The sequence below is a fragment of the Rhodoferax sp. LS1P39 genome (assembly GCF_056521425.1).
In genome coordinates this window covers 58,627-80,067 of record NZ_JBWMAV010000009.1, presented here as the reverse complement: position 1 = coordinate 80,067, position 21,441 = coordinate 58,627, and the positions used below count along the sequence as shown (strand labels likewise).

The following is a 21,441-nucleotide window of genomic DNA, read 5'->3' as shown; positions in this document are numbered from 1 at the left end:
GCCATAAACTGTGGCCATGGCTACTGTCCCACCCCAACTCCAAGGCCTGATGGATGCCTTGGTGCTCAACAAGGCCCAGGATGGCCTTAACCTGAATCTGCTGCCTGCCCAGTGGGAGGCGTTGGCGCAGTATCTGCAACCTTTGACCCTGGTGCAGGGCGATGTGTTGTTCAAGCAGGGTGCGATGGACCGCACGCTGTACTTTGTGGCGAGTGGAAGCCTGAGCGTGCATTTTGAGGATGCCGAGAGCCGTATCCGCCTGGCGATAGTGGGCGCAGGCAGCGTGGTGGGGGAGGGCAGCTTTTTCACGGCCATGCCGCGCAGTGCCACGGTGCAGGCGGGCAGCACCTGCGTTTTGTGGAGCCTGTCCCCCATGCGGTTCACCGAAATGACCCACCGCAAGCCCGAGCTGGCCCTGGCGGTGGCCATGGGTGCGGGTGCCGTGGTGGCCAAGCGTTTGATCCATAGCCGATACCGTGTCGCGGTGACATGAGTCGGCTGCTCCCAAGGAAGGCAACAAGATGTCTTTTTTAGACTGGTTTTCGCGCAAACCCCAGGTACCTGTCGCCCAGAGCCAGGGCACGGATGCCGCCAAGTTGCGCGATGCCCGGATTGACCGCCGGGAGCGGCTCTACGCCATTATGCGGACCTCTTTGGTGCAGGCCGGGGTGCAAACGAGCAGCTTTAAATTCAAGGTACTGGCCCTGGACGACCAGGGGCAGCAGTTTTTGGTGATGGTGGACGTGGCCAATCCCTGGGGCGGAGATGCCGGATGGCGCTCACGTATCGAGACACAGGTCGTTCAGGCCGCCCAAGCCCAGCATGGCCTGGTCATTACCGCGGTGTACTGGCGCAACAACGCCGAGCTGGTGGCCGCCCCCGCCAGCATGCCGGCCACGCTGTCGGGCCCGGAGGCTGGCCTGTCAGACCGGGTTACCCTGGCGGGCGGTGTGGGCCGCTACGAGCCCTTGCAAGACGACGAGGTGGCTGCGTTTCAGAAAGCTCTGGAAGCGGCCTCACGCCTGCCCTCAGTGACCGGCAAAATCCACTAGCGTAAACAGCGACAAACCGCTCTCGCGCAGCTTGTGTGAGCCGCCCAACTCGGGCAGATCCACGATCGCCGCACCCTCGACCACGGTGGCACCCAGTTTTTCAAGCAGTTTTTTACCGGCCATCATGGTGCCACCGGTGGCAATCAGGTCGTCGATCAGCAGCACCCGGTCGCCGGGCTTGACGGCATCGGTGTGCAGCTCCACCGTGGCACTGCCGTATTCCAGCTCGTAGGTTTCTTCCACCGTGGTGAACGGCAGCTTGCCTTTTTTGCGGATCGGCACAAAGCCGATGTTGAGCTCATAGGCCACCACGGCCCCCAAGATGAAACCGCGCGCATCCAGCCCGGCCACGACATCCGGGCGCAGCGCCGGGTCCATGTAACGGTGCACAAAGGCATCGATCATGACGCGAAACACGCGCGGGTTTTGCAGCAAGGGGGTGATGTCCCGAAATTGCACGCCCGGCGCGGGCCAGTCGGGCACCGTACGCATGTGGGCCTTGAGGTACGCGTTGACGCTGAAGCTTGTCATGGAAATATCACCAAAGGAGAGGGGCTGCTATTGTGCCCTGCGCCACCGGTTTCAGCCCTTCAAAAACTTCTCCTCGGCCAGCGCCAGGGTGGCCATTTCACCGGACAGAACCAGGGTGTCGCCATCTTCCAGCAGCAGGTTGTCGTCGGGCAGCGCGGTTTGGCCATTTTTGCGGCGCAGGCTGATCACCCGCACCCCCACGGCATGCAAGGCCAGCCGACCCAAAGGCTTGCCCAGGCACTTGGCGGCAATCGTCAAAGTGAGGGTGGTCAGGCGCTCGTGGTGTAGCTCGTCCACGCCGTTGTCGTCGGCCCCATGGAAGTAGCCGCGCAGCAGGTTGTAGCGCGCGTCGCGCTGGTCCTGCACCACCCGGATCACCCGCCGCATCGGCACGCCCACCAGCGCCAGCGCGTGGCTGGCCAGCATCAGCGAACCCTCAATCGCCTCAGGCACCACCTCGGTGGCACCCGCTTGGCGCAGCTTTTCCAGATCGTGGTCGTCCTGGGTGCGCACAATCACTGGCACCTGCGGAGCGTGGGCCCGGGTGTTGGCCAGCACTTTGAGCGCGCCCGCCACGTCCAGGTAGGTAATGACCACCGCGCTGGCCCGTGCCAGGCCTGCGGCCATCAGAGCCTGCAGCCGGGCCGCATCACCAAACACCACCGAATCCCCGGCGGCGGCGGCCTGGCGCACCCGATCGGGGTCCAGGTCCAGCGCCATGTACGGAATGCCTTCGCGCTCCAGCATGCGGGCCAGATTCTGCCCGCAGCGCCCGTAGCCGCAGATGATGACGTGCTTGTTGGCGTTGATGGATTTGCGGGCGATCTGCGTCATCTGCAGCGACTGTTGCAACCACTCGCTGCTGACCAGCTTCATCACGATCTTGTTGCTGTACATGATGATGAAGGGCGTGGCCAGCATCGACAGCACCATGCTGGCCAGAATCGGGTTCAGCAAAGACGGGGGCACCAGCCGGTTCTCTTGTGCCAGTGTCAGCAGCACAAAGCCGAATTCGCCTGCCTGCGCCAGATACAGTCCGGTGCGCAGCGACACCCCTGCCGTGCCCCCCAGCAGCCGGGCCAGCGCAGCCACCATCACCAGCTTGAACAGCACTGGCAAGCTCACCAGCAGCAGCACCAGCGGCCAGCTGTCCAGCACCAGGCGCCAGTCCAGCAGCATGCCAATCGTGATGAAAAACAGGCCCAGCAGCACATCGTGGAACGGGCGGATATCGGTTTCCACCTGGTGCTTGTATTCGGTTTCCGAGATCAGCATGCCGGCAATGAACGCCCCCAGCGCCAGGCTCAGGCCCGCCAGTTCGGTTAGCCAGGCCAGGCCCAGCGTGATCAGCAACAGGTTCAATACAAACAGCTCTTCGCTTTTGCGCCGCGCCACGATGGTCAGCCACCAGCGCATCACCCGCTGACCTCCCACCAGCAGCACCGTAATCAGTACCGTGGCCTTGAACGAGGCCAGCGCCAGCGCGGTAAACAACTCTTCTGGCGAAGAGCCCAGTGCGGGTATCAGCACCAGCAGCGGAACCACCGCCAAATCCTGGAAAAGCAGCACCCCCATGACACGCTTGCCATGCTCGGACTCCAGCTCCAGGCGCTCGGACATCAGTTTGACCACAATGGCCGTGCTGCTCATCGCCAAGGCCCCCGACAGCGCCAGCGCCGTCTGCCATTCCATGTGCCACCACTTGGGTGCTGCAACGGCCAAAGCCAGGGACGCAAACGTCGCCACCAACATCGTCACCGTCACCTGGAACAAACCCAGCCCGAACACATGCCGCCGCATGGCCCGCAGCTTGGGTAAGTTGAATTCCAGCCCGATCACAAACATCAGAAACACCACACCAAACTCCCCCAGGTGCTTGATGCCTTCCGAGTTCTGCGCCAATGCCAGCGCGTTGGGCCCAATCACCACGCCTACTACCAGATAGCCCAGCATGGGCGGCAGCTTGAGCGAGCGAAACGTGACCACCCCCAGCACGGCAGCCAGCAGGTACATCAGCGTCAATTCGAGTGCGGTCATGCACCGATGCTAACAAGGGCACGCCGATAGAATCGCTGCCATGACATCTGCCCCCCCTTTTGACGCTGCGCGGGCCCTGCGCCAGGCGTGCGAGACCTTTGATATCGAAGCCGCCGCCGTGGCCGGCCTGAAAAACCGCCTGACCGAGGCCTTCGCCCGCTCGGTGCAATTGGTGCTGAACGTACAAGGCCGCGTGGTGGTCATGGGCATGGGCAAAAGCGGCCATGTGGGCCGCAAGATTGCCGCCACCCTGGCCTCCACCGGCACCCCGGCCATGTTTGTGCACCCCGGCGAGGCCAGCCATGGCGACCTGGGCATGATCGAACCCCGCGACATCGTGCTGGCCATCTCCAACAGCGGCGAATCCTCCGAGATCACCATCCTGCTGCCGGTGCTCAAGCGCCAGGGCGTACCCCTGATTGCCATCACCGGTGGCCTGCAATCCACCCTGGCCCGCCACGCCACCGAGGTGCTGGACGGCGGGGTGGACAAAGAAGCCTGCCCGTTGAACCTGGCCCCCACCGCCAGTACCACCGCGCAACTGGCGCTGGGCGACGCGCTGGCCGTGGCCTTGCTGGACGCACGCGGCTTCCAGCCCGAAGACTTTGCCCGCTCCCACCCCGGTGGCGCGCTGGGCCGCAAACTGCTCACCCATGTCAGCGACGTGATGCGCTCGGGCGATGAGCTGCCCTGCGTCGGCCCCGACACCCTGCTGGCCGACATGATGCGCGAAATGAGCGCCAAGGGCGGCCTGACCGCCGTGGTGAACGCACAGCAGCAGGTGCTGGGCATCTTTACCGATGGCGACCTGCGCCGCCTGATTGAAAACGGCGTGGACCTGCGGGCCGCCCGCGCCCAGGAAGTCATGCACCTGCATCCGCGCAGCATCCAGCCCCAGGCCTTGGCGGTCGATGCGGCCGAGCTGATGGAGCGCCACCGCATCACCAGCGTGCTGGTGGTGGATGCCCACGGCGTGCTAGTGGGCGTGGTGCACATCGGCGACTTGATGCGGGCGAAAGTGATCTGATGTCCACACCAGCCCTGCATTTCCCCCCCGAGCTGCTGCTGCAAGCGCAGAACGTGCGCGTCGCCTTTTTTGATGTGGATGGCGTGCTGACCGACGGTGGGCTGTACTTTTCAGAGTCCGGCGAAACCCTCAAGCGCTTTAACACCCTGGACGGCCACGGCCTGAAGCTGCTGCAAAAAGCCGGTATCACCCCCGCCATCATCACCGGCCGCGACTCCGCGCCGCTGCGCCTGCGCTTGCAGGCCCTGGGCATCACCCACGCCGTTTTCGGCACCGAAGACAAACGCCCGGCGGCCGAAAAAATCCTGGCCGAGCTGGGGTTGGACTGGTCCCAGGCTGCGGGCATTGGCGACGACTGGCCCGATCTGCCGGTGATGCGCCGCTGCGCCCTGGCCTGCGCGCCCGCCAACGCCCAGGCCGAGGTGTTGGCGGCGGCCCATTTTGTGACCCAGCGCACCGGCGGCCACGGGGCCGCGCGCGAGTTCTGCGACCTGCTGCTGGTTGCCAGTGGCCGCTACGCCGCGCTGCTGCAAGCGTATCTGGCGTGATGGCGCTGCTGCAATCGGCGTGGAACCGCCTGTCGATCTACCTGCCGGTGCTGCTGATGGGCGTGCTGGCCCTGGGCAGCTACTGGCTGGTGCGCAACACACCGATATTTACCGCAGCCAGTGCCGCCGCCCCGCTGACGCACGAGGCCGACTACTTCATGCGCAACTTCTCGGTGAAGAACTTTGATGCCCAAGGCCACCTGAAAAGCGAGGTTTTTGGGAGCGAAGCCCGCCATTTCCCGGACACCGACACCGTCGAAATCGACCAGGTGCGCATCCGTTCGGTGAATCCGCAGGGTCTGGTCACCGTATCCACCGCCGACCGGGGCCTGAGCAACGCCGACGGCTCCGAAGTCCAGCTGTTTGGCAATGCCGTGGTGGTGCGCCAGGCGGTGGTCAATAAAGGCGTGGTGGTGCAGCCCAAGCTGGAGTTTCGCAGCGACTTTCTGCACGCCTACCTGGACACCGAGCGGGTGCGCTCGAACAAACCCGTCACCCTGGTCCGTGGCAGCGACACCTTTACCGCCGACTCCATGGACTACAACAACCTGGACCGCCTGATGCAGCTTAACGGGCGCGTCAAAGGCGTGTTGATTCCCCAGCCTGCCAAATAGGGAAAGCGCATGTCCCCACTGGTCTTCATTACGGGTGCGTCCAGCGGCATTGGCCAGGCCCTGGCCTTGCGGTACTTCCAGGCAGGCTACCGGCTGGCTTTGGTGGCCCGCCGTGCTTCCGTAGTCGAATCATGGGCTAGTGCCCATGGAATAAGCACAAACAGCTATCAAATATATAGTGCGGACGTGGCCGTGCCTGACAGCATCATTGCCGCAGGCAAGGCCTGCCTCGCCCGCCAGGGCGTGCCGGACGTGGTGGTTGCCAGCGCAGGCATCAGCATCGGCATGGACACCGCCATGGTGGAAGACATCGCCGTGATGGCGCAGACCTTTGCCACCAACACCGTGGGTACGGCGGCCACTTTCCACCCTTTCATCCAGCCCATGGTGCAGCGGGGCAGCGGAGCCTTGGTCGGCATCGGCAGCGTGGCCGGTATCCGAGGTTTGCCGGGCCATGGCGCGTATTGCGGCAGTAAAGCCGCCGTCATCAGCTACTGTGAAAGCCTGCGTGGCGAGTTGCGTGCCAGCGGCGTCCGGGTCGTGACCATTTGCCCCGGCTATATCGATACCCCGCTCACACAGAAGAACAGCTATGGCATGCCGTTTCTGATGCAACCTGAAGCCTTTGCCGAAAAAGCTTTCAAAGCGATTGCAGCCGGTGACAGCTACCGCGTGATTCCGTGGCAGATGGGTGTGGTGGCCAAGTTAATGCGCCTATTACCCAATGCCGTGTATGACAAGTTATTGGTGGGCCGTGCCCGTAAGCCCCGGCAGTCTACAGATGCCGGGGCACATTGAAACCATAGGTAAAAACAAAAAAGGCTCCGAGGAGCCTTTTTGAGTGGAATGAAATTCCGATCAACGCTTTAGTAACCGCCACGGCCACCGCCGCCGCCATTACCGCCGCCACCGCCACGGGGGCCGGAGCCGTAGGGGCTACGGAAACCACCGTCGCCGCCACCGCCACCACTGCGGCCACCGCCGCCGCCGCCGCCGTAACCGCCGCCGCCTTCGCCGCCGCCGCTACGTCCACCGCCGCCGCCACCATATCCGCCACCACCGCTACGGCCACCACCGCCGCCGTAACCGCCGCCACCGCCTTCACCACCACGGCCACCGCCGCCGCCATAACCGCCGCCGCCACCACCACCGCCATAACCACCACCGCCGCCGGTGCGGGGGGGGCGTGCTTCCATGGGGCGGGCTTCGTTGACCACGCAACTACGGCCACCCAGGGGCTGGCCATTCATGCCGTTGATAGCTGCCTGTGCTTCGGCATCGCTACCCATTTCGACAAAACCAAAGCCTTTGGAGCGACCGGTATCGCGCTCCATCATGACCTTGGCGCTGGTGACGCTACCGAACTGGCTGAAAGATTGTTCCAGATCGCTGTCGCGCACGGAGTAAGGCAGATTGCCGACGTACAGTTTGTTGCCCATCAAGGGACTCCTCAAAAACACATTAATAAAGCGATGGAATCCCGAAAACGCAATCTGAAAACTTAGGACGCGAAACCGATCGACACCGCAAACGTGTATGGAAAAGTAATCCACACTTTTATATTATGCGGCGACTTCGATGGAATTCAAATAAAAAATACGTGCTGTTTGGGTAACAAATAGCGGGCAACAAAAAAGGGCCACGAGGGCCCTTTTTTGGATTTGTGGCTGGGACGTGAGCCCCAAGCAAACAAATTTTAGTAGCTGTTGCGGCCACCGCCGTAACCGCCGCCACCATTGCCGCCGCCGCCGTAGCCGCCGCCGCCATTGCCACCACCGTAGCCGCCGCCGCCACCGGAGCGGGGAGGACGGGCTTCCATCGGACGTGCTTCGTTGACAACCAGGTTACGGCCGCCCATAGCTTGACCGTTCATGCCCTTGATGGCTGCTTGTGCTTCGGCATCGCTGCCCATTTCGACAAAGCCGAAACCTTTGGAGCGGCCGGTGTCACGTTCCATCATGACCTTGGCGCTGGAGATGGAGCCGAACTGGCTGAAAGCCTGTTGCATGTCTTCATCGCGGAAAGAATAAGGCAGGTTGCCTACGTAAAGTTTGTTGCCCATGAAAGGACTCCTCTAAAAAACGCAAAACGCGATGGAGTCCGATAACCGCAATCAACAAACCATTGAAGACTAAAGCAGACGCGAAACTGACCAATCACCGCAAACTCGTACTGCCACGGGGTGACAGAACTTCATGATTATGCCTGCATCTGGCCAACCCGCCACAAAAAGTTGTGATCTTGTTGCTTTACAGCCCACCCTCTTCACTATCTTTGGCATCGTAATTACGCCACTGCCGCATGGCGTTGCGCATGGTGAGCAGTTGGCGCTCGAACTTCGGGCAGACCTGGCAAGCCATCAAATGCAGGCGCAGCGCCACGGTGTCGGCCAGTCCGATGTGGCGGTCTTCGCGGGCCAGCAGCAGGGCCGCAGCTTGTTGGCAGGTACGCCTGAGCGGGATCACGTGGCCTCCTTTGTGTTGCCGAACCAGTTGAGTTCCAGGCATTCTCGCAACCGGAGCCGGGCGCGATGGAGCTGGACGTACAGGTTGGTCGGCGTCAGGCCCAATTCCTTACAAATGTCGTCGCTGGACAGCTCCAGCCACTCGCGCATCAAAAACACCCGGCCCAGCATGGCGGGCAGCTTTTCGGTGCAGGCTTCCATGATCTGGAAGAACTGGCGCGAGTTCAAGTCTTGCTCGGGGTTGCCCCAGTCGGCGGGGGCTTGGGCGAAATGCCCGTCGGCTTGGAACACCAGGCTGTCCAGGTCGTCGGCGGATGCGTCGTCGGTGTCCAGGCAGACCTCGCGGGCGTGGTGCCGAAACAGGTCCAGCACCTTGTGCTTGAGGATGCCCACCAGCCAGGTCTTGAGCTGCGAGCGGCTGCCAAACGACTGCGGTTTGCTCAGGGCGGCCAGCAGGGTTTCGGACACCGCGTCCTCGGCCCAGGCATCGTTGCGCAACTGCAGGCGCGCAAAGCGCAGCAGATACGTGCGGTGTCCGGCCAGTTCGTTTTGGAAGTCCATGCCGCGAGTATCACCCCCGCCGCTTGGCCACCGCAATCGGCGGGGCCCAGCGGGCGTTCTTGGGCTTTTTGCTGGTGATCAAGGTGATCTCGGCGGGCTCGAAGACTTCCAGGTTGTGGGTGATGGGCGTGGTGAGCACATACTGGGCCTGGGTAGAGCGCAGGAAGTGGCCCACCAGCTGGATGTTGCGCACGTCCAGGTGGGCGAAGGGTTCGTCGATGAAGACAAAGCCCCCCGAGGCGGTTTCGTCGTCTTTGAGCAGCGCCACCAGCAGGATCAGCGACTTGATGACCTGCTGGCCGCCGGATGCCTCGCCGTCGTTCAGGCCGATGCTGCCCTTGCCGTCAAAGTTGAAGTGCACCTTGAGCCCGGCCTGGGCCAGCACGGTGTCGTCGTTTTCCAGCACCGGCAGGTCGGCATTCACCGCCACCCCGGCCAGCTCGCCGAGCTCCTGGATGTTCTTGCGGTAGCGGCGCACGGTGCTGCGCAGCACCTCGATATAGCTTTCGCGGGCGTTGTGCACTGCTATACCGGCCTGGGCATTCTTGGCCTGGTGGTCGCCCAGGCTGTAGCCCTGCTCGCGCACCAGCACCTCCATGCGGCGAAAGCGCTCTTCCACCGTGGCATCTTTTTCCCAGGTGTCGAGCTGCAGTTCTTCATGCACCGACTGCAGGCGCAGCCGGGCCTGGGTGTCGTTCTGGTAGGTGCGCACCAGGGCCTGGATGACCTGGGGGGCGCGCCAGGCGGCGGGGATCTGGCGGCGGCGGTGGTTGGAGCTGTCGATGTGGGCCGTGTGCTGCTTGCGGGTGGCCAGCAACTCGGCGGCCTGGCGGTCGGCCTCCTGGTTTTTCTGGCGCAGGTGCTGTTCGAGCTGGCGGTACTGGGTGTCGGTCTGCTGGTGCCGGGTTTTGGCCTCCGCCGTGGCGGTGTCCAGGCTTTGCCAGTGCTGGCTGGCGGCAATGCGGGCCTGTTTGGCAGCGGGCAGGGCCTGCTTGGCAGCCGAGAACTCGTCATTGCGCTCGGCCAGCTCCTGGGCGGCGCTGTGGCCGGCCAGGGATTTTTGGCAGTCCTTGATCTGCAGCCGGATGTCGCGCAGCTCCTGGCCCAGCGGGCCCAGCGCCGCATCCAGGCTGCGCAGGTCGCGCTCCACCGCGTCGCGCCGGGCGATCAGGGCCGCCGCGCCGAACTGGTGGTCGCGCGGCTCGACCCACAGGGAGCGGGCACCGCGCCCGTCGAAGCTGTAGGCCTGCGGGGTGATCCAGCTGCCGCTGGTCTTGCGGCCTGCCGCGGGGCTGTCCACGCAGCGCAGGTTTTGCAGTTGCTGGATCAGCCAGCGCGGCACCTTGGCATCGAAGCGGATGTGGGCCAGCAACGTGTCGGCATCGCCTTTGGGGGCGGTGTCACCGGGGGCGGTGATGTAGTGGCGGTAGCGGTCGGCGCTGGCGAGGGTGTCGGCGGCATCCATGTCTTCGGTCTTGTCCAGCAGCACCATCCAGCGGGAGGCGCGCAGCACGCCTTCCACGGCGGCGCGCCAGTGTTCATCGCGCACTTCCACCACCTCGGCCAGGAAGCGGTGGCCGATTTTCTGCGCTTGCAGGCGCTGGCGCAGGCGGCGCGCATCGTCTGGAATGGGTGGAGTGTTTTGACCCTCTAGCGCCGATTGAATCTGCGCTGCCAGCTCTCTTTTTTGAAGTAAAGCGCTGTGTTTGCTTTGCAGGGTGGATTCAGCTGTGCGCAAAGTGTCCAGGTGCGCGGTCAGGGCCTCGGCATCGCTTTCCTTGTCCACCAGGGCCAGCAGCTCGGCTTCGCGCTTGGCCAGGGCTTCGAGCGGGCGCTCCAGGTCGCGGGTGCTGTCGCGCTGGACGGCGGCGGCATCGCGCTCTTGCAGCAGGCGGGTGGCGGCGGCATCGGTGGCGCTGCGGGCTTCCAGCAGCTCCAGCAGCTGGGCGTTTTGGCGGGCGCGCTCGGCCAGGGCCTGGCGGCTGTGCTGGCGCTGGCGGCGCTGGTCGCGGCTGCGCTCGGTGAGTTTTTGGCGCTGGCCGTGCCATTCCAGCACCGGCACCACCTCGGTGGCCAGGCGCTCCTGCTCCTGCACCTTGTGCTGCCAGGTCTGGTAGTTGCTGACGCGGTTTTGCAGTTCGGCGAGCTGGGCCTTGCTGTGGTCCAGCTCGTGGCTGGCCTGCTCCATTTCGCGGGCCAGTTGCTGCTGGTGTTCGCGGGCGGTGTCGTAGTGGCCCAGCACTTCCTGGTCGCCAAACACGTCGAACACCAGGCGCAGCAGCTCGCGCGGGCTGAATTCACACAGGCGGTCGGTCTGGCCCTGCTCCAGCGACAGCACCTTGGCGATGGCGGGGGACAAACCGGCGGCCGACAGCACCCGGCCCCAGGCCTCGATGCCCATCAGGCCCAGGTCTTTGTCGGGCATCTCGGTGAGCTGCTCGATGCTGACATCCCCCTCCAGCACAAGGTAACGGCGCTGCCAGTCGCCGCCGTTGCGCTCGATGCGGCAGGCCAGCGTGACTTGGTCGCTGTAGAGCAGGCGTTTGGCGAAGGGGCGGCTGCTGGTCTGGCGGGTTTGGGCCTGGTTGTCGACCACGGCGCGCAGCCAGGCGATATTGGCCCCGGCGTGGCGGGCGTAGGTTTTGAAGTCGCGCGGCTGCGAGCATTTCAGGCCCAGCAGGGTGCGCAGCGCGTCCAGCAGCGTGGTTTTGCCCGAGCCGTTGGGCCCGGCGATGGTGATGATGGACGCGTCCAGCGGCAGGCTGACGCGTTGGCAGTAGTCCCAGTGGACCAGCTCTAGGCTTTGCAGGTGGAACATGGGTTTGCTTCAAAAATAATAGCTGCTTGCGCTAGTGGAATAAGCGCTAGGGGCCTATTTTTCATAAATCTAAGCGGCATTTGCGGCCTCGGCCAATCGGGCCGCTTGCTCGCGCGCCAGCACGTCGGCCAGCGCCCCGTCGAGGATGCGCGGGGCCAGGATGTCGTAGTCCAGCAGCACGTCGAGCAGCGGGCCCTCGGCGATGTCGTCCTGGCGGCGCAGGATGAAGCCGTGGCGCTCCAGCAGCTTGAGGTTGCCGTCCAGCCGGGTCTTTTTGCCGAGCTGCGGGCCGTAGTCTTCCAGCAGGGCCTTGTACGACAGCACCGGGCTCACGTCGCGCACGGCGGGCAGGGGTTTGCTGCTGGCAAACATGTCGTTTTGCGCCTCGGCCACCGGGGCGCGGCTGGTCTGGCGCTCGCGCTTGGGCAGGATGATCAGCGCCCACAGCACCACCAGCAGGGCCACGCCGTCGCGCGGCAGCTCCAGGTTGTTGTTGGCGTTGACCCCGGCCTCGCCCATCACCTGGGCTTGGGCGGCAGGCAGCAGGGCCAGGCTGACGTGGTCGGCGTAGATGTTGTCCATCCAGCGCAGGCCAATCTCGGCCAGGCGCTGCGTGACCTGGGCAAACAGCTCGGCGTTGACCAGGGCGCGGCGCACGCGGGCGTGGGTGCGTGGCAGGCTGCGGCGGGCCAGCAGTTCGGCGACCAACAGGGCGGCTTCGTCCATGGCTTACTCGCTTTTTTCTTCGGTAGGGTGCAGGGTGCCTGCGCTGACACCGGCCAGCGTGGGGTGGTCCAGCGTGAGGAAGTCGGTGCTCCATTCGACGCGCCAGGGCTGGCGGGCCAGGTCGCCGGTGGCACCGGGCAGTTGGACGGCCTGGGCATCGCCCAGCAGCGGCAGGAGCTGGGCTTTGTAGGCTACGTGGGCGTATTCGGCATCCAGAGGCAGTTCGCCCAGCAGCGCATCGACGGCGCGGCGGGGGCTGGTATCCCAACTGGCCAGCAGGTCCGACAGATCGGCCAGCGCCTGGGGCAGGGCCACGGCGCTGAGCTCGCCCAGCGGCGCGGCCTGCGACAGCGGCAGCACATCGGGCAGGCCCAGCGTGGGGCGGTCGCGTTCAAATTCGGCTTCGGTCACATCGAGCAATTCATGGGGAGACAAGGCCACCATGCCCACCGGGTGGGCCAGCGCGTCGGCCAGCAGATGTTCGGGCGCGGCCAGGGTTTGCAGCCAGCGTTTCACGTCGGTGCTGGTGATGCCGGTGGTGCCCAGCGTGACGCGCTGGCGGTCTACCTGCTGCAAGGCGCGGTTGAACTGGCTGGCCATGGCCAGCAGGCGGCCCTGGGCCTGGCCGAGGGCGCGGGCGGCGCGCTCCAGGGTGACGTGGCCGTGGGCGTTGCCAATGAGGGTGGCGATGGCGCTGCTGGCCTTGTCGATCAGGCGGGCTGCCCGGTCGTAGCGGGTGCGGGCTTCGCGCAGGCGGAACTCCGAGCCGCTGGCGATGGCATCTTCAAACTCGGCGTGCAGGCGGCCCAGCTGCGCTTGCAGCATCTGCACCTGGGCGGCATCCAGGGTGCCGAGCTGGTCGGCCCCCACCACCTGGCTGAGCAGACTGGCCAGGTCGCCATCGCCATCGGCCCCCTGCGGCGCGGTGTTGAACACGCCCAGCACGCCCGCGAGCTGCTGCGCCAGCGGAGTCAGGCTGGTGCGGCGCTGGGTTTCGTCCCACAGCAGCAGGCCGGTGTCGCGAAAACGCTTGAACACCGTGTCCAGCGCTTCGGGGCGCACCGCGTGGAAGAGTTCGTTGATCTGGTCGCGGTTCAGGTTGGCTTCGCTCTGGCCCAGCAGGCCCATGAAGACAAACAGCCGCAGCCGCACCAGCCCGGCCGGGCCATGGAACAGGCCGCGCAGCCCGTCCACCAGGCCGCCGTGCTGGTCGATGCGCCAGGCCAGGGTGGATTCGCTGGCGAAATCGGGATCGCGGAAGTAATCCGACAGCGTGGTGTCGCTGTCGGGTGGGATCACATCTTCCATCGTCAGAACTGGAGTTGGGCCAGTGCGGCCAGCGGGGCGGTCTCAGACCGCAGCACGCGGTTGGCCAGGGTCACCGGGCGGTAGCCGCGGGCGATGGCTGCGTCTTCTTCGGCCGGGCTCAGGCCGCCCTCGGGGCCGCTGAGGAAGTGGATTGCGCCGGTGGCGGGCACGGCGTTCAGCATGGGCTGGCTGCCGGGGCGTAGCGACAGCAACAAACCCGCGTCGGCACTGGCCACCCAGTCGGCAAAGCTGCGCACCGAATGCACCTCGGGCACACGGTTACGGCCCGATTGCTCGCAGGCGGCTACGCCCACGGCATGCCAGTGGGCGCGTTTTTTGTCGGCCCGCTCGCCGTTCAGGCGCAGCACGCTGCGCTCGCACACCAGGGGCTGGATGCTGGCCACGCCCAGCTCGGCGGCTTTTTCCACCAGCCAGTCCATGCGGTCGTTGGCGGGCATGCCCAGCACCAGGTGCACGGCGCGCGCCGCTTCGCGCTCCACCGGGTCGTGTGCAGCCACCACCACGGCCACGTCGCTGCGGCCCATGCGCTCAATCGTGGCTTCAAACTCGCCGCCCTGGCCGTTGAACAGGGTGATGGTCTGGCCGGGCTGCATGCGCAGCACCTGCACATGGCGGGCGGGCCCGGCGGGCAGGTCCAGCGTGGCCCCGGTGGCCAAGGGGGAGGGGCAGTAAAAACGGGGCATACTATTATTTTTATAGCTGCTAGCGCCAATGGAATAAGCGCTAGAGCCTTATTTCTTATAAATTTTTACATGCGCCCGTAGGCAAAACCGGTGGCGGCCTGGGTGCCTTCGATCTTGTCGATCAGGCGCAGCAGCGGGGTCAGCTCGCGGTAGCGGCCTGCGGTGGCGCGGATGTAGCGGATGAAACGCGGCGTGTCGGCCAGGTACTTGGGTTTGCCGTCGCGCAGCGTGAGTCGGGCGAAGATACCGGCCACTTTCAGGTGGCGCTGCAGGCCCATCCACTCCACGCTGCGGTAGAACGCGCCAAAGTCGTCGCCCACCGGCAGCCCGGCCTTGCGGGCGCGCTCCCAGTAGCGGATGGTGATGTCCAGCACAAAGTCTTCTTCCCAGCTGTGGAACGCGTCGCGCAGCAGGCAGGCGATGTCGTAGGTGATGGGGCCGTAGAGGGCATCTTGGAAGTCCAGCACGCCCAGCTTCTCGGAGCCCACCATCAGGTTACGCGGCATGAAGTCGCGGTGCACGTAGACGCTGGGGGCCTCCAGGTTGTTGGCCACGATCTGGGCGAATACGCTGTCCAGCGTGGCGCGCTGGGTATCGTCCAGGGTGATGCCGCGGTGCTGGGCGATGTACCAGTCGGGGAACAGGGCCAGCTCGCGCTGCAGCGTGGGCGCGTCGTAGGCGGGCAGCACACCGGGCTGGGAGGCCAATTGCAGGGTGATCAGCGTGTCCACCGCCTGGTGGAACAGCGGCGTGGGGGCCGGGGGCGCATCGCTTTGCAGCAGCTCCAGCATGGTTTGCGTGCCCAGGTCGGTTAGCAGCATGAAGCCCTGGGGCTCGTCCCAGGCCAGCACTTGGGGCACGCGCAGCCCGGCCTGGGCCATCAGCGTGGCGATGCGGGCGAAGGCTTCGCAGTTCTCTTTATCCGGCGGGGCATCCATCACGATGCGGCTACCGGTGGCCGATTCCAGCCGGAAATAGCGGCGAAAACCGGCATCGGCCGCAGCCAGGCGCAGGCTGTCTACCTGCAGGCCGTGCGGCGCGGCCACCGCGTTCAGCCAGGTGTGGAAGGCCTGCGCGCGCAGGGCATCGGCCCAGACGATAGGGGCGCAGGGGGAAGAAGTTGCCGTCGACGGCGAGGGGGAGGTAGGGCTCATGGATAATCCATTCTACAAATCCGGCTTATCCAGATAAGCCCCTCGCCTGACCCTGTCCCCCTTTGGTGCCCCCTTTAATGCCTGAAACCCAGCGCAGTACCCGCCGCCGCCGCTTCACCCTCACGCCCGTGGCCTGGGTTGCTGTGGCCTTGCTGCCTTGTGTCTTGCACGCCGAAGAGGCCGAGGCACCCCTGGTGCTCAAGCCCAGCGCCCTGCTGCAAGAGCAGATTCCGCAGGCCATGCGCGAGCAGACGCCGAGCTTTTTCTCGGGCGACCACACCCTGGGCCGCCCGGATCTGGACACGGTGATCGACGGCCACGCCATGATGCGCAAGGGCGACATGGTGCTGCAGGCCGACCGGGTCGAGTACTACCAGCCCGACGATCTGGTCAAGGCGCGCGGCAATGTGCACATCAACCGCGCAGGCAACATCTACGAAGGCCCGGCGCTGGAGCTGAAAGTGGATGCGTTTGAGGGCTTCTTCAATGAGCCGCGCTACCAGTTTCTGAAAAACGGCGCTTTTGGCCAGGCCGACCGCGCCGACTTTGTGGACGACAGCCGCGTGGTGCTGCACAACGCCACCTATAGCACCTGCCGCCGCGAGTCCGGCCCCAACTGGCTGCCCGCCTGGATGCTGCGCGCCACCACTATCAGCATCGATACCGAAGAAGAAATCGGCCGGGCCGAGGGTGCGGTGCTGCGCTTCCAGGACGTGCCCATTCTGGCCTTCCCGGCGATGGACTTTCCGCTCACCGACAAGCGCAAATCCGGCTATTTGCCGCCCACCATCGGGCTGGACAACATCAACGGCGTGGAGCTGACGGTGCCCTATTACTGGAACATCGCACCCAACCGCGATGCCACCTTCTTCCCCACGCTGATGAGCAAGCGCGGGCTGGACCTGGGCGGCGAGTTCCGCTACCTGGAGCCCGACTACAAAGGCACGCTACGCACCCACTACATGCCCAGCGACTCGCTGCGCGACCGTTCGCGCTGGAGCTACGCGCTGCTGCACTCCGGCACCATCCAGACCGGTGTGGCGGGCCTGGGCGGGCTGGGGCTGAACCTGAATTTGAACCGCGTCAGCGACGACAACTACTGGAGCGACTTTGGCCGCGCCACCACCTCGCTGACCCAGCGCCTGCTGACCAGCGATGCCAGCCTGAGCTGGGCCCGGGGCAACTTCTCGGCCGGCGTGCGCACGCTGAAATGGCAGACCCTGCAAGACGTGACCGCACCCATCGTGCCGCCGTACGACCGCCTGCCCCAGATCACCGCGCGCTATGCCCGCTACGCGTTGCCCGGCGGCTTCGATGCCTCGGTGGACGGCGACTACACCCATTTTTCGGCCGACCGCCGCCTGACCAACCAGCCCAACGCCAAGCGCGGCTTTGCGCTGGGCCAGATCAGCCGTCCCTGGGTGGCGCCCGGCTGGTTCTTCACGCCCAAGGTGCAGCTGCATGCCACGCGCTACGACTTTGATGCGCCGCTGTCCAATGGCGCGATGACCGCCGACCGCACCGTGCCGACCTTCAGCCTGGACACCGGGCTGGTGTTCGAGCGCGATGCCAGCTTTTGGGGCAAGGCGCTGCGCCAGACCCTGGAGCCCCGCGCTTTCTACGTGAACACGCCCTACCGCGACCAAAGCCTGCTGCCCAACTACGATTCGGCGCTGAACGACTTCAACTTTGCCACCGTCTTCACCGAAAACGCCTTCGGTGGCAACGACCGCATTGCCGACAACAACCTGCTGACGCTGGGGCTGACCACGCGCTTTCTGGAGCCCGCCACCGGCGCCCAGCTGGCCCAGTTTGGCGTGGCCCAGCGCCTGCGCTTCAAAGACCAACGCGTCACGATGCCCGGCGGTACCCCCGCCACCGACCGCCTGAGCGACTTCTTGGTGGGCGCGCAGCTCAACTGGGATCCGCGCTGGACCTTTGACACCACGGTGCAGTACAACCCCGACACCCGCCGCTCCCAGCGCGCCAGCGTCGGCGGGCGCTGGAACCCCGGCAACTACCGCGTCATCAGCGCCGCCTACCGCTACCAGCGCGACTCCAGCGCCACGGCCAAGGATGGTAGCGAGCAGATCGACATCGGCTGGCAATGGCCGCTGAGCGCCCTGTGGGGCGACGGGGGCCAGAACCTGGGTGCCGGGCAGGGCCAGGGCGCAGGCCGCTGGTACAGCGTGGGCCGCCTGAACTACAGCATGTACGACCGCAAGTTGGTGGATGCCGTGGTGGGCTTTGAATATGATGCGGGGTGCTGGCTGGGCCGTATCGTGCTGGACCGCACGCAAACCGGCAACACCACCACCGCCAACCAGAAAATATCGTTCCAGCTGGAGTTTGTCGGCTTCACCCGCCTGGGTGTGGGTAACAACCCCCTGTCGGTCCTGAAAGAAAACATCCCTCGCTACCAGTACCTGCGCGAGCAGACCACCACCCCTAGCCGCTTTAGCCAGTACGACTAGCCTTCTACGTTCACCTCTTTCCCCCTATCTGTACCATGAGCAATCGCATTATTCGCAAGACGTTGCTGGGCTTGGCGGCAATGGCGGCCCTGACCACATTCTCCGCATCCGCCCAGGGCCTGCGCCCCTCAACCGGCGCGGGCACCGGGTTGGCGGGCAATGTCCCTGCCCGCGCGGATGCGCAACGCCAGGCAGACTTCATCGTGGCCGTGGTCAATTCCGAGCCGATCACCAACAACGAAGTGCGCGCCCGCGTCATCCGGACCTTGCAGCAGATGGCCCAGCAGGGCCGACCGGTCGGTGAAGCCGACCAGGCCGTGCTGGTGCGCCAGGTGCTGGACCGCCTGATCCTGGAAAAAGCCCAGTTGCAGTTGGCGGCCGAGACCGGTTTGAAGGTGGACGATGTCACCGTGGACGCTGCCGAGCTGAATGTGGCCCGGCAAAACCAGATGGACGTGCCCGAACTGCGCCGGCGCATGGTGCAAGACGGCATCGTGCCCACCCAGTTCCGCGAGGAACTGCGCAACCAGCTCATCCTGACCCGTCTGCGCGACCGCGAAATCGATGCCCGCCAGCGCATCAGCGATGCCGACGTAGACCAGTACCTGCGCGACCAGCAGGCCAACACCGACCCCAGCGCGCTGGAACTCAACCTGGCCATGCTGCTGGTCGCCGTGCCGGAAAACGCCTCCGCCGAGCAAGTCGCCACCTTGAAAGCCAAGGCCGACGGCCTGCGTGCCCAAGTTGCCGCCGGTGCCGACTTCGCCACCTTGGCCCGCACTGCATCGGACGCGCCCGACAAAAGCGGCGGCGGTGCCCTGGGCTTGCGCTCTGCCGACCGCTACCCCGAGCTGTTTGTCGAGGCCACCCGTAATCTGGACACGGGCGGTGTCAGCGCCGTGGTGCGTTCGGGTGCCGGTTTCCACATCCTGAAAGTGCTGGACAAACGCCAGGGCGGCCTGGTCACCACCGTGACCCAGCAGCACGCACGCCACATCCTGCTGCGCACCGGCCCGCGTCTCACCGAGGCCGCCGCGGTGGAGCGTTTGAACGACTTCAAGCGCCGCATCCAGAGCGGCCAGGCCGACTTTGCCCAGTTGGCCAAGGAAAGCTCCACCGACGGCAGCGCGGCCCAGGGCGGCGACCTGGGATGGTCCAGCCCCGGCCAGTTTGTGCCCGAATTTGAAGAAACCCTGGACAAGCTGGCTCCCGGCCAGATCGCCGACCCACTGGTGTCGCGCTTTGGTGTGCACCTCGTGCAGCTGCTGGAGCGCCGCGAGGCCGCCGTGACCCCGAAAGAGCAGCGCGAAATCGCCCGTGGCATCGTGCGCGAGAAAAAGCTGGACGAGGCCTATGGCCGCTGGCTGGAGCAGGTGCGTTCGCGCGCCTACGTCGAATTCCGCGAACCGCCCCAGTGAAGCACATTCCCCGCAAACGCTTCGGCCAGCACTTTCTGGCCGACCGCGGCATCATCGACAGCATCGTCGACGCCATCAACCCGTTGCCTGGCGACTACATGGTCGAAATCGGCCCGGGCCTGGCTGCATTGACGCAGCCGCTGGTCGAGCGCCTGGGCCATCTCACCGTGGTCGAACTGGACCGCGATCTGGCCGTGCGCCTGCGCCAGCATCCGCAACTCACCGTGGTCGAATCTGATGTGCTAAAAGTGGACTTTACGCAGTTCCCATCGGCACAACAAGCTACAGATTCAGGAGCAACGGCTGCGAAGAAGCTACGCGTCGTGGGCAACCTGCCCTACAACATCTCCACGCCTATCCTGTTCCATCTGCTGGACGCGGTGGCGGTGGTGCAAGACCAGCATTTCATGCTGCAAAAAGAAGTCATCGACCGGATGGTGGCCCGCCCGTCCACCGCTGCCTATGGCCGCCTCAGCGTCATGCTGCAGTGGCGCTACGCAATGGAAAACGTGCTGTTTGTGCCGCCCGAATCGTTTGATCCGCCCCCGCGCGTGGACAGCGCTGTGGTGCGCATGGTGCCCCACGACGAACCAGCGGCCGTACCGGTTGCATTGCTCAGCGAAATCGTCCAGGTGGCCTTCAGCCAGCGCCGCAAGATCATGCGCCACACTCTGGGCAAATGGCTCACCGAGAAAGCCTACGCAGGCGCATTCGACACCCAGCGCCGCGCCGAGGAAGTGCCGGTAGCTGAGTACGTGGCCCTGGCCCTGGCAGTCGCGGTCGCATAAAAAAAAGCCCGTCAGAGACGGGCCTTTTTTAGTTCCAGAACACCGTAGAACCGGCTCCGCCGGGCTACTGGTGTTGCCCCCCTGCAAGGGGGTTGGCGAAAAGCGCTTGCGCTGTAGCCTGGGGGTGTGCCCAGTTACGCCGCTGCGAGCCAGTAACCGGCGTTGAACGGGCTGCTCATGCGCAGCGCGAAAGGAGAAACGTCCACCAATTTATCGGTGGGCATTTTTTCGCCGGATTCGGTCAACTCTATGCCTGAGACGGCATCGCTGCCTGCCTCATTCGCCCGTTCTGCTTGGCTGGTGTGTGCAGAACGGGCTACAGAAAAGAATAGAAGCATCGGAACGGAATCTTCCGGTCCCCCCAGTAGTCAGCGGCTTCGCGGAAGATGTCCAGCAATTGCTCGCGGGCTTCCTTGTCAAACTTGGCATGCGCAGGTATTTGCTCCAGCACCACCACAAAACCAGGCTGTGGGCCCGATTTGTGCAATGGGTCTGTCATGCAGTCGTACAGCGCGTCAAAGTTCTTGCCGAAATGGGTCGGAAAGGTGAACTGCTGGGCGATCATGTCCAGCACATCCTGTTTGCTCTGGGCATTGGCCAGATTGGCATACAGGAAATGCTGGCCCAGGCCCACAGCCGCGTCTTGCAGGTCTTGCACGCGGAAGGCGCGTATCGACTGCACGATGTTGCTTCTTACGTTGCGAAGAGGCATATCCGTCTCCGCTTTCTTTTCATTCATCTTCATGTACCCCGGCTTCAAAATTCTGTGGAACCAGCATCCACACGGCTATTTGACGATTTGGCGAAAACTCGCGTAGTGGTCGCTGGTATAAAAACAAGCATCAGGTGCTCTAGGCGGACCACCGCACACAATGCGTTTGGCCCCTCGGTTGCCAGCACCTGCCGTTTTCACGGTGTATTCGCGGTAATACCCGCGTTGGTGTAATGGCAAAATTCGTTCACGGTTCCCAAACACCGTACCGTCCTTGTCAAAAGGAAATGGCCCACCTTGCTGGATCAGCTGGTAGGTCACACGGCCTTGAGGGGGAAGCTGGGCGAGCTGGATGGTTTCCAGACCGCCGACGGGATTGGGTGCCTTGGCATACCCCAATGTGGTGCATAGAACCGATCCAACCAACACCGCCACAGCGCAAATATGCTTGCGGGCTGTGTTTCTCATCGCTTGGACCATGGGGGAATGCACCTTTGGGGAACCT

General features: G+C 64.6%; 23 protein-coding genes. 9 read left to right on the top strand and 14 right to left on the bottom strand.

All coding sequences use genetic code 11. The annotated features are described in order from the left end of the window. Nucleotides 1-16: 16 nt before the first annotated feature. A complete protein-coding gene (locus tag AC097O_RS15310; RefSeq protein WP_315189432.1) occupies nucleotides 17-493 on the top strand; it encodes a cyclic nucleotide-binding domain-containing protein in 477 nt (158 codons plus the stop codon). A 28-nt stretch (nucleotides 494-521) separates the two neighbouring features. After that, entirely contained in the window at nucleotides 522-1,052 is a 531-nt protein-coding gene (locus tag AC097O_RS15305; protein ID WP_479593693.1) for a hypothetical protein, read from the top strand. Here AC097O_RS15305 and AC097O_RS15300 read toward each other — a convergent pair. Then, nucleotides 1,029-1,583: an adenine phosphoribosyltransferase gene (locus AC097O_RS15300; protein WP_479593689.1), complete on the bottom strand. Its 555-nt coding sequence runs from the start codon at nucleotides 1,581-1,583 to the stop codon at nucleotides 1,029-1,031. The two genes, AC097O_RS15305 and AC097O_RS15300, sit on opposite strands and share 24 nt — an antisense overlap. 51 nt (nucleotides 1,584-1,634) lie before the next feature. Next, nucleotides 1,635-3,620: a monovalent cation:proton antiporter family protein gene (locus AC097O_RS15295; RefSeq protein WP_479593686.1), complete on the bottom strand. Its 1,986-nt coding sequence runs from the start codon at nucleotides 3,618-3,620 to the stop codon at nucleotides 1,635-1,637. A 40-nt stretch (nucleotides 3,621-3,660) separates the two neighbouring features. Here AC097O_RS15295 and AC097O_RS15290 point away from each other — a divergent pair, with 40 nt between their 5' ends. From AC097O_RS15290 to AC097O_RS15275, 4 genes are read left to right on the top strand one after another with little or no spacing between them, the layout of a single operon-like run. Then, complete coding sequence (locus AC097O_RS15290; protein ID WP_479593683.1) at nucleotides 3,661-4,647, top strand: KpsF/GutQ family sugar-phosphate isomerase; 987 nt, start codon at nucleotides 3,661-3,663, stop codon at nucleotides 4,645-4,647. After that, the gene (locus AC097O_RS15285; protein WP_479593680.1) at nucleotides 4,647-5,195 is read left to right on the top strand and encodes a KdsC family phosphatase; all 549 of its coding nucleotides are present in this window, start codon (nucleotides 4,647-4,649) and stop codon (nucleotides 5,193-5,195) included. The genes AC097O_RS15290 and AC097O_RS15285 overlap by 1 nt, the downstream gene beginning before the upstream one ends. Next, nucleotides 5,192-5,809: an LPS export ABC transporter periplasmic protein LptC gene (lptC, locus tag AC097O_RS15280; protein ID WP_479593678.1), complete on the top strand. Its 618-nt coding sequence runs from the start codon at nucleotides 5,192-5,194 to the stop codon at nucleotides 5,807-5,809. The genes AC097O_RS15285 and lptC overlap by 4 nt, the downstream gene beginning before the upstream one ends. 9 nt (nucleotides 5,810-5,818) lie before the next feature. Continuing rightward, nucleotides 5,819-6,607 carry an SDR family oxidoreductase gene (locus AC097O_RS15275; protein ID WP_479593675.1) on the top strand — a complete coding sequence of 263 codons (789 nt, stop codon included), beginning with the start codon at nucleotides 5,819-5,821 and terminating at the stop codon, nucleotides 6,605-6,607. Between the two features lie 68 nt (nucleotides 6,608-6,675). Here AC097O_RS15275 and AC097O_RS15270 read toward each other — a convergent pair whose 3' ends face one another. From AC097O_RS15270 to AC097O_RS15230, 9 genes are all read right to left on the bottom strand, one after another. Then, nucleotides 6,676-7,248: an RNA recognition motif domain-containing protein gene (locus AC097O_RS15270; RefSeq protein WP_479593672.1), complete on the bottom strand. Its 573-nt coding sequence runs from the start codon at nucleotides 7,246-7,248 to the stop codon at nucleotides 6,676-6,678. A gap of 257 nt (nucleotides 7,249-7,505) precedes the next feature. Beyond that, nucleotides 7,506-7,871 carry an RNA-binding protein gene (locus AC097O_RS15265; protein ID WP_315224823.1) on the bottom strand — a complete coding sequence of 122 codons (366 nt, stop codon included), beginning with the start codon at nucleotides 7,869-7,871 and terminating at the stop codon, nucleotides 7,506-7,508. 187 nt (nucleotides 7,872-8,058) lie between these two features. Then, complete coding sequence (locus AC097O_RS15260) at nucleotides 8,059-8,274, bottom strand: anti-sigma factor family protein (RefSeq protein ID WP_479593669.1); 216 nt, start codon at nucleotides 8,272-8,274, stop codon at nucleotides 8,059-8,061. After that, complete coding sequence (locus AC097O_RS15255) at nucleotides 8,271-8,834, bottom strand: sigma-70 family RNA polymerase sigma factor (protein WP_479593667.1); 564 nt, start codon at nucleotides 8,832-8,834, stop codon at nucleotides 8,271-8,273. The genes AC097O_RS15260 and AC097O_RS15255 overlap by 4 nt, the downstream gene beginning before the upstream one ends. 10 nt (nucleotides 8,835-8,844) lie before the next feature. After that, nucleotides 8,845-11,652, bottom strand: a complete 2,808-nt coding sequence (locus AC097O_RS15250) for an ATP-binding protein (protein WP_479593665.1) — start codon at nucleotides 11,650-11,652, stop codon at nucleotides 8,845-8,847. A gap of 69 nt (nucleotides 11,653-11,721) precedes the next feature. Then, complete coding sequence (locus AC097O_RS15245; RefSeq protein WP_479593663.1) at nucleotides 11,722-12,378, bottom strand: hypothetical protein; 657 nt, start codon at nucleotides 12,376-12,378, stop codon at nucleotides 11,722-11,724. 3 nt (nucleotides 12,379-12,381) lie between these two features. Then, complete coding sequence (locus AC097O_RS15240; RefSeq protein WP_479593661.1) at nucleotides 12,382-13,686, bottom strand: hypothetical protein; 1,305 nt, start codon at nucleotides 13,684-13,686, stop codon at nucleotides 12,382-12,384. A gap of 2 nt (nucleotides 13,687-13,688) precedes the next feature. Next, nucleotides 13,689-14,390, bottom strand: coding sequence for a 16S rRNA (uracil(1498)-N(3))-methyltransferase (locus tag AC097O_RS15235; RefSeq protein WP_479593659.1), 702 nt, complete (start codon nucleotides 14,388-14,390; stop codon nucleotides 13,689-13,691). Nucleotides 14,391-14,455: 65 nt separating this feature from the next. Further along, complete coding sequence (locus AC097O_RS15230; RefSeq protein WP_479593657.1) at nucleotides 14,456-15,544, bottom strand: aminoglycoside phosphotransferase family protein; 1,089 nt, start codon at nucleotides 15,542-15,544, stop codon at nucleotides 14,456-14,458. A 77-nt stretch (nucleotides 15,545-15,621) separates the two neighbouring features. Between AC097O_RS15230 and AC097O_RS15225 the strand changes: the two genes are divergently transcribed. Genes AC097O_RS15225 through rsmA form a run of 3 tightly spaced genes read left to right on the top strand, consistent with a single transcriptional unit; the run spans nucleotide 15,622 to nucleotide 20,224 of the window. Continuing rightward, a complete protein-coding gene (locus AC097O_RS15225; RefSeq protein WP_479593655.1) occupies nucleotides 15,622-18,018 on the top strand; it encodes an LPS-assembly protein LptD in 2,397 nt (798 codons plus the stop codon). A 35-nt stretch (nucleotides 18,019-18,053) separates the two neighbouring features. Continuing rightward, nucleotides 18,054-19,436 (top strand): peptidylprolyl isomerase, encoded by a 1,383-nt coding sequence (locus tag AC097O_RS15220; RefSeq protein WP_479593653.1) that lies wholly within the window; start codon nucleotides 18,054-18,056, stop codon nucleotides 19,434-19,436. Further along, on the top strand, nucleotides 19,433-20,224 hold the full coding sequence (rsmA, locus tag AC097O_RS15215) for a 16S rRNA (adenine(1518)-N(6)/adenine(1519)-N(6))-dimethyltransferase RsmA (protein WP_479593651.1): 792 nt from the start codon (nucleotides 19,433-19,435) through the stop codon (nucleotides 20,222-20,224). The genes AC097O_RS15220 and rsmA overlap by 4 nt, the downstream gene beginning before the upstream one ends. A gap of 134 nt (nucleotides 20,225-20,358) precedes the next feature. Here the strand turns inward: rsmA and AC097O_RS15210 are convergent, their stop codons facing one another. From AC097O_RS15210 to AC097O_RS15200, 3 genes are all read right to left on the bottom strand, one after another. Beyond that, entirely contained in the window at nucleotides 20,359-20,562 is a 204-nt protein-coding gene (locus tag AC097O_RS15210) for a hypothetical protein (protein ID WP_315190412.1), read from the bottom strand. Beyond that, nucleotides 20,541-20,936, bottom strand: a complete 396-nt coding sequence (locus AC097O_RS15205) for a barstar family protein (RefSeq protein WP_479593649.1) — start codon at nucleotides 20,934-20,936, stop codon at nucleotides 20,541-20,543. Before AC097O_RS15205 ends, AC097O_RS15210 begins: the two co-directional genes overlap by 22 nt. 75 nt (nucleotides 20,937-21,011) lie before the next feature. Continuing rightward, on the bottom strand, nucleotides 21,012-21,416 hold the full coding sequence (locus AC097O_RS15200) for a guanyl-specific ribonuclease (protein WP_479593647.1): 405 nt from the start codon (nucleotides 21,414-21,416) through the stop codon (nucleotides 21,012-21,014). Between the last annotated feature and the right edge of the window lie 25 nt (nucleotides 21,417-21,441).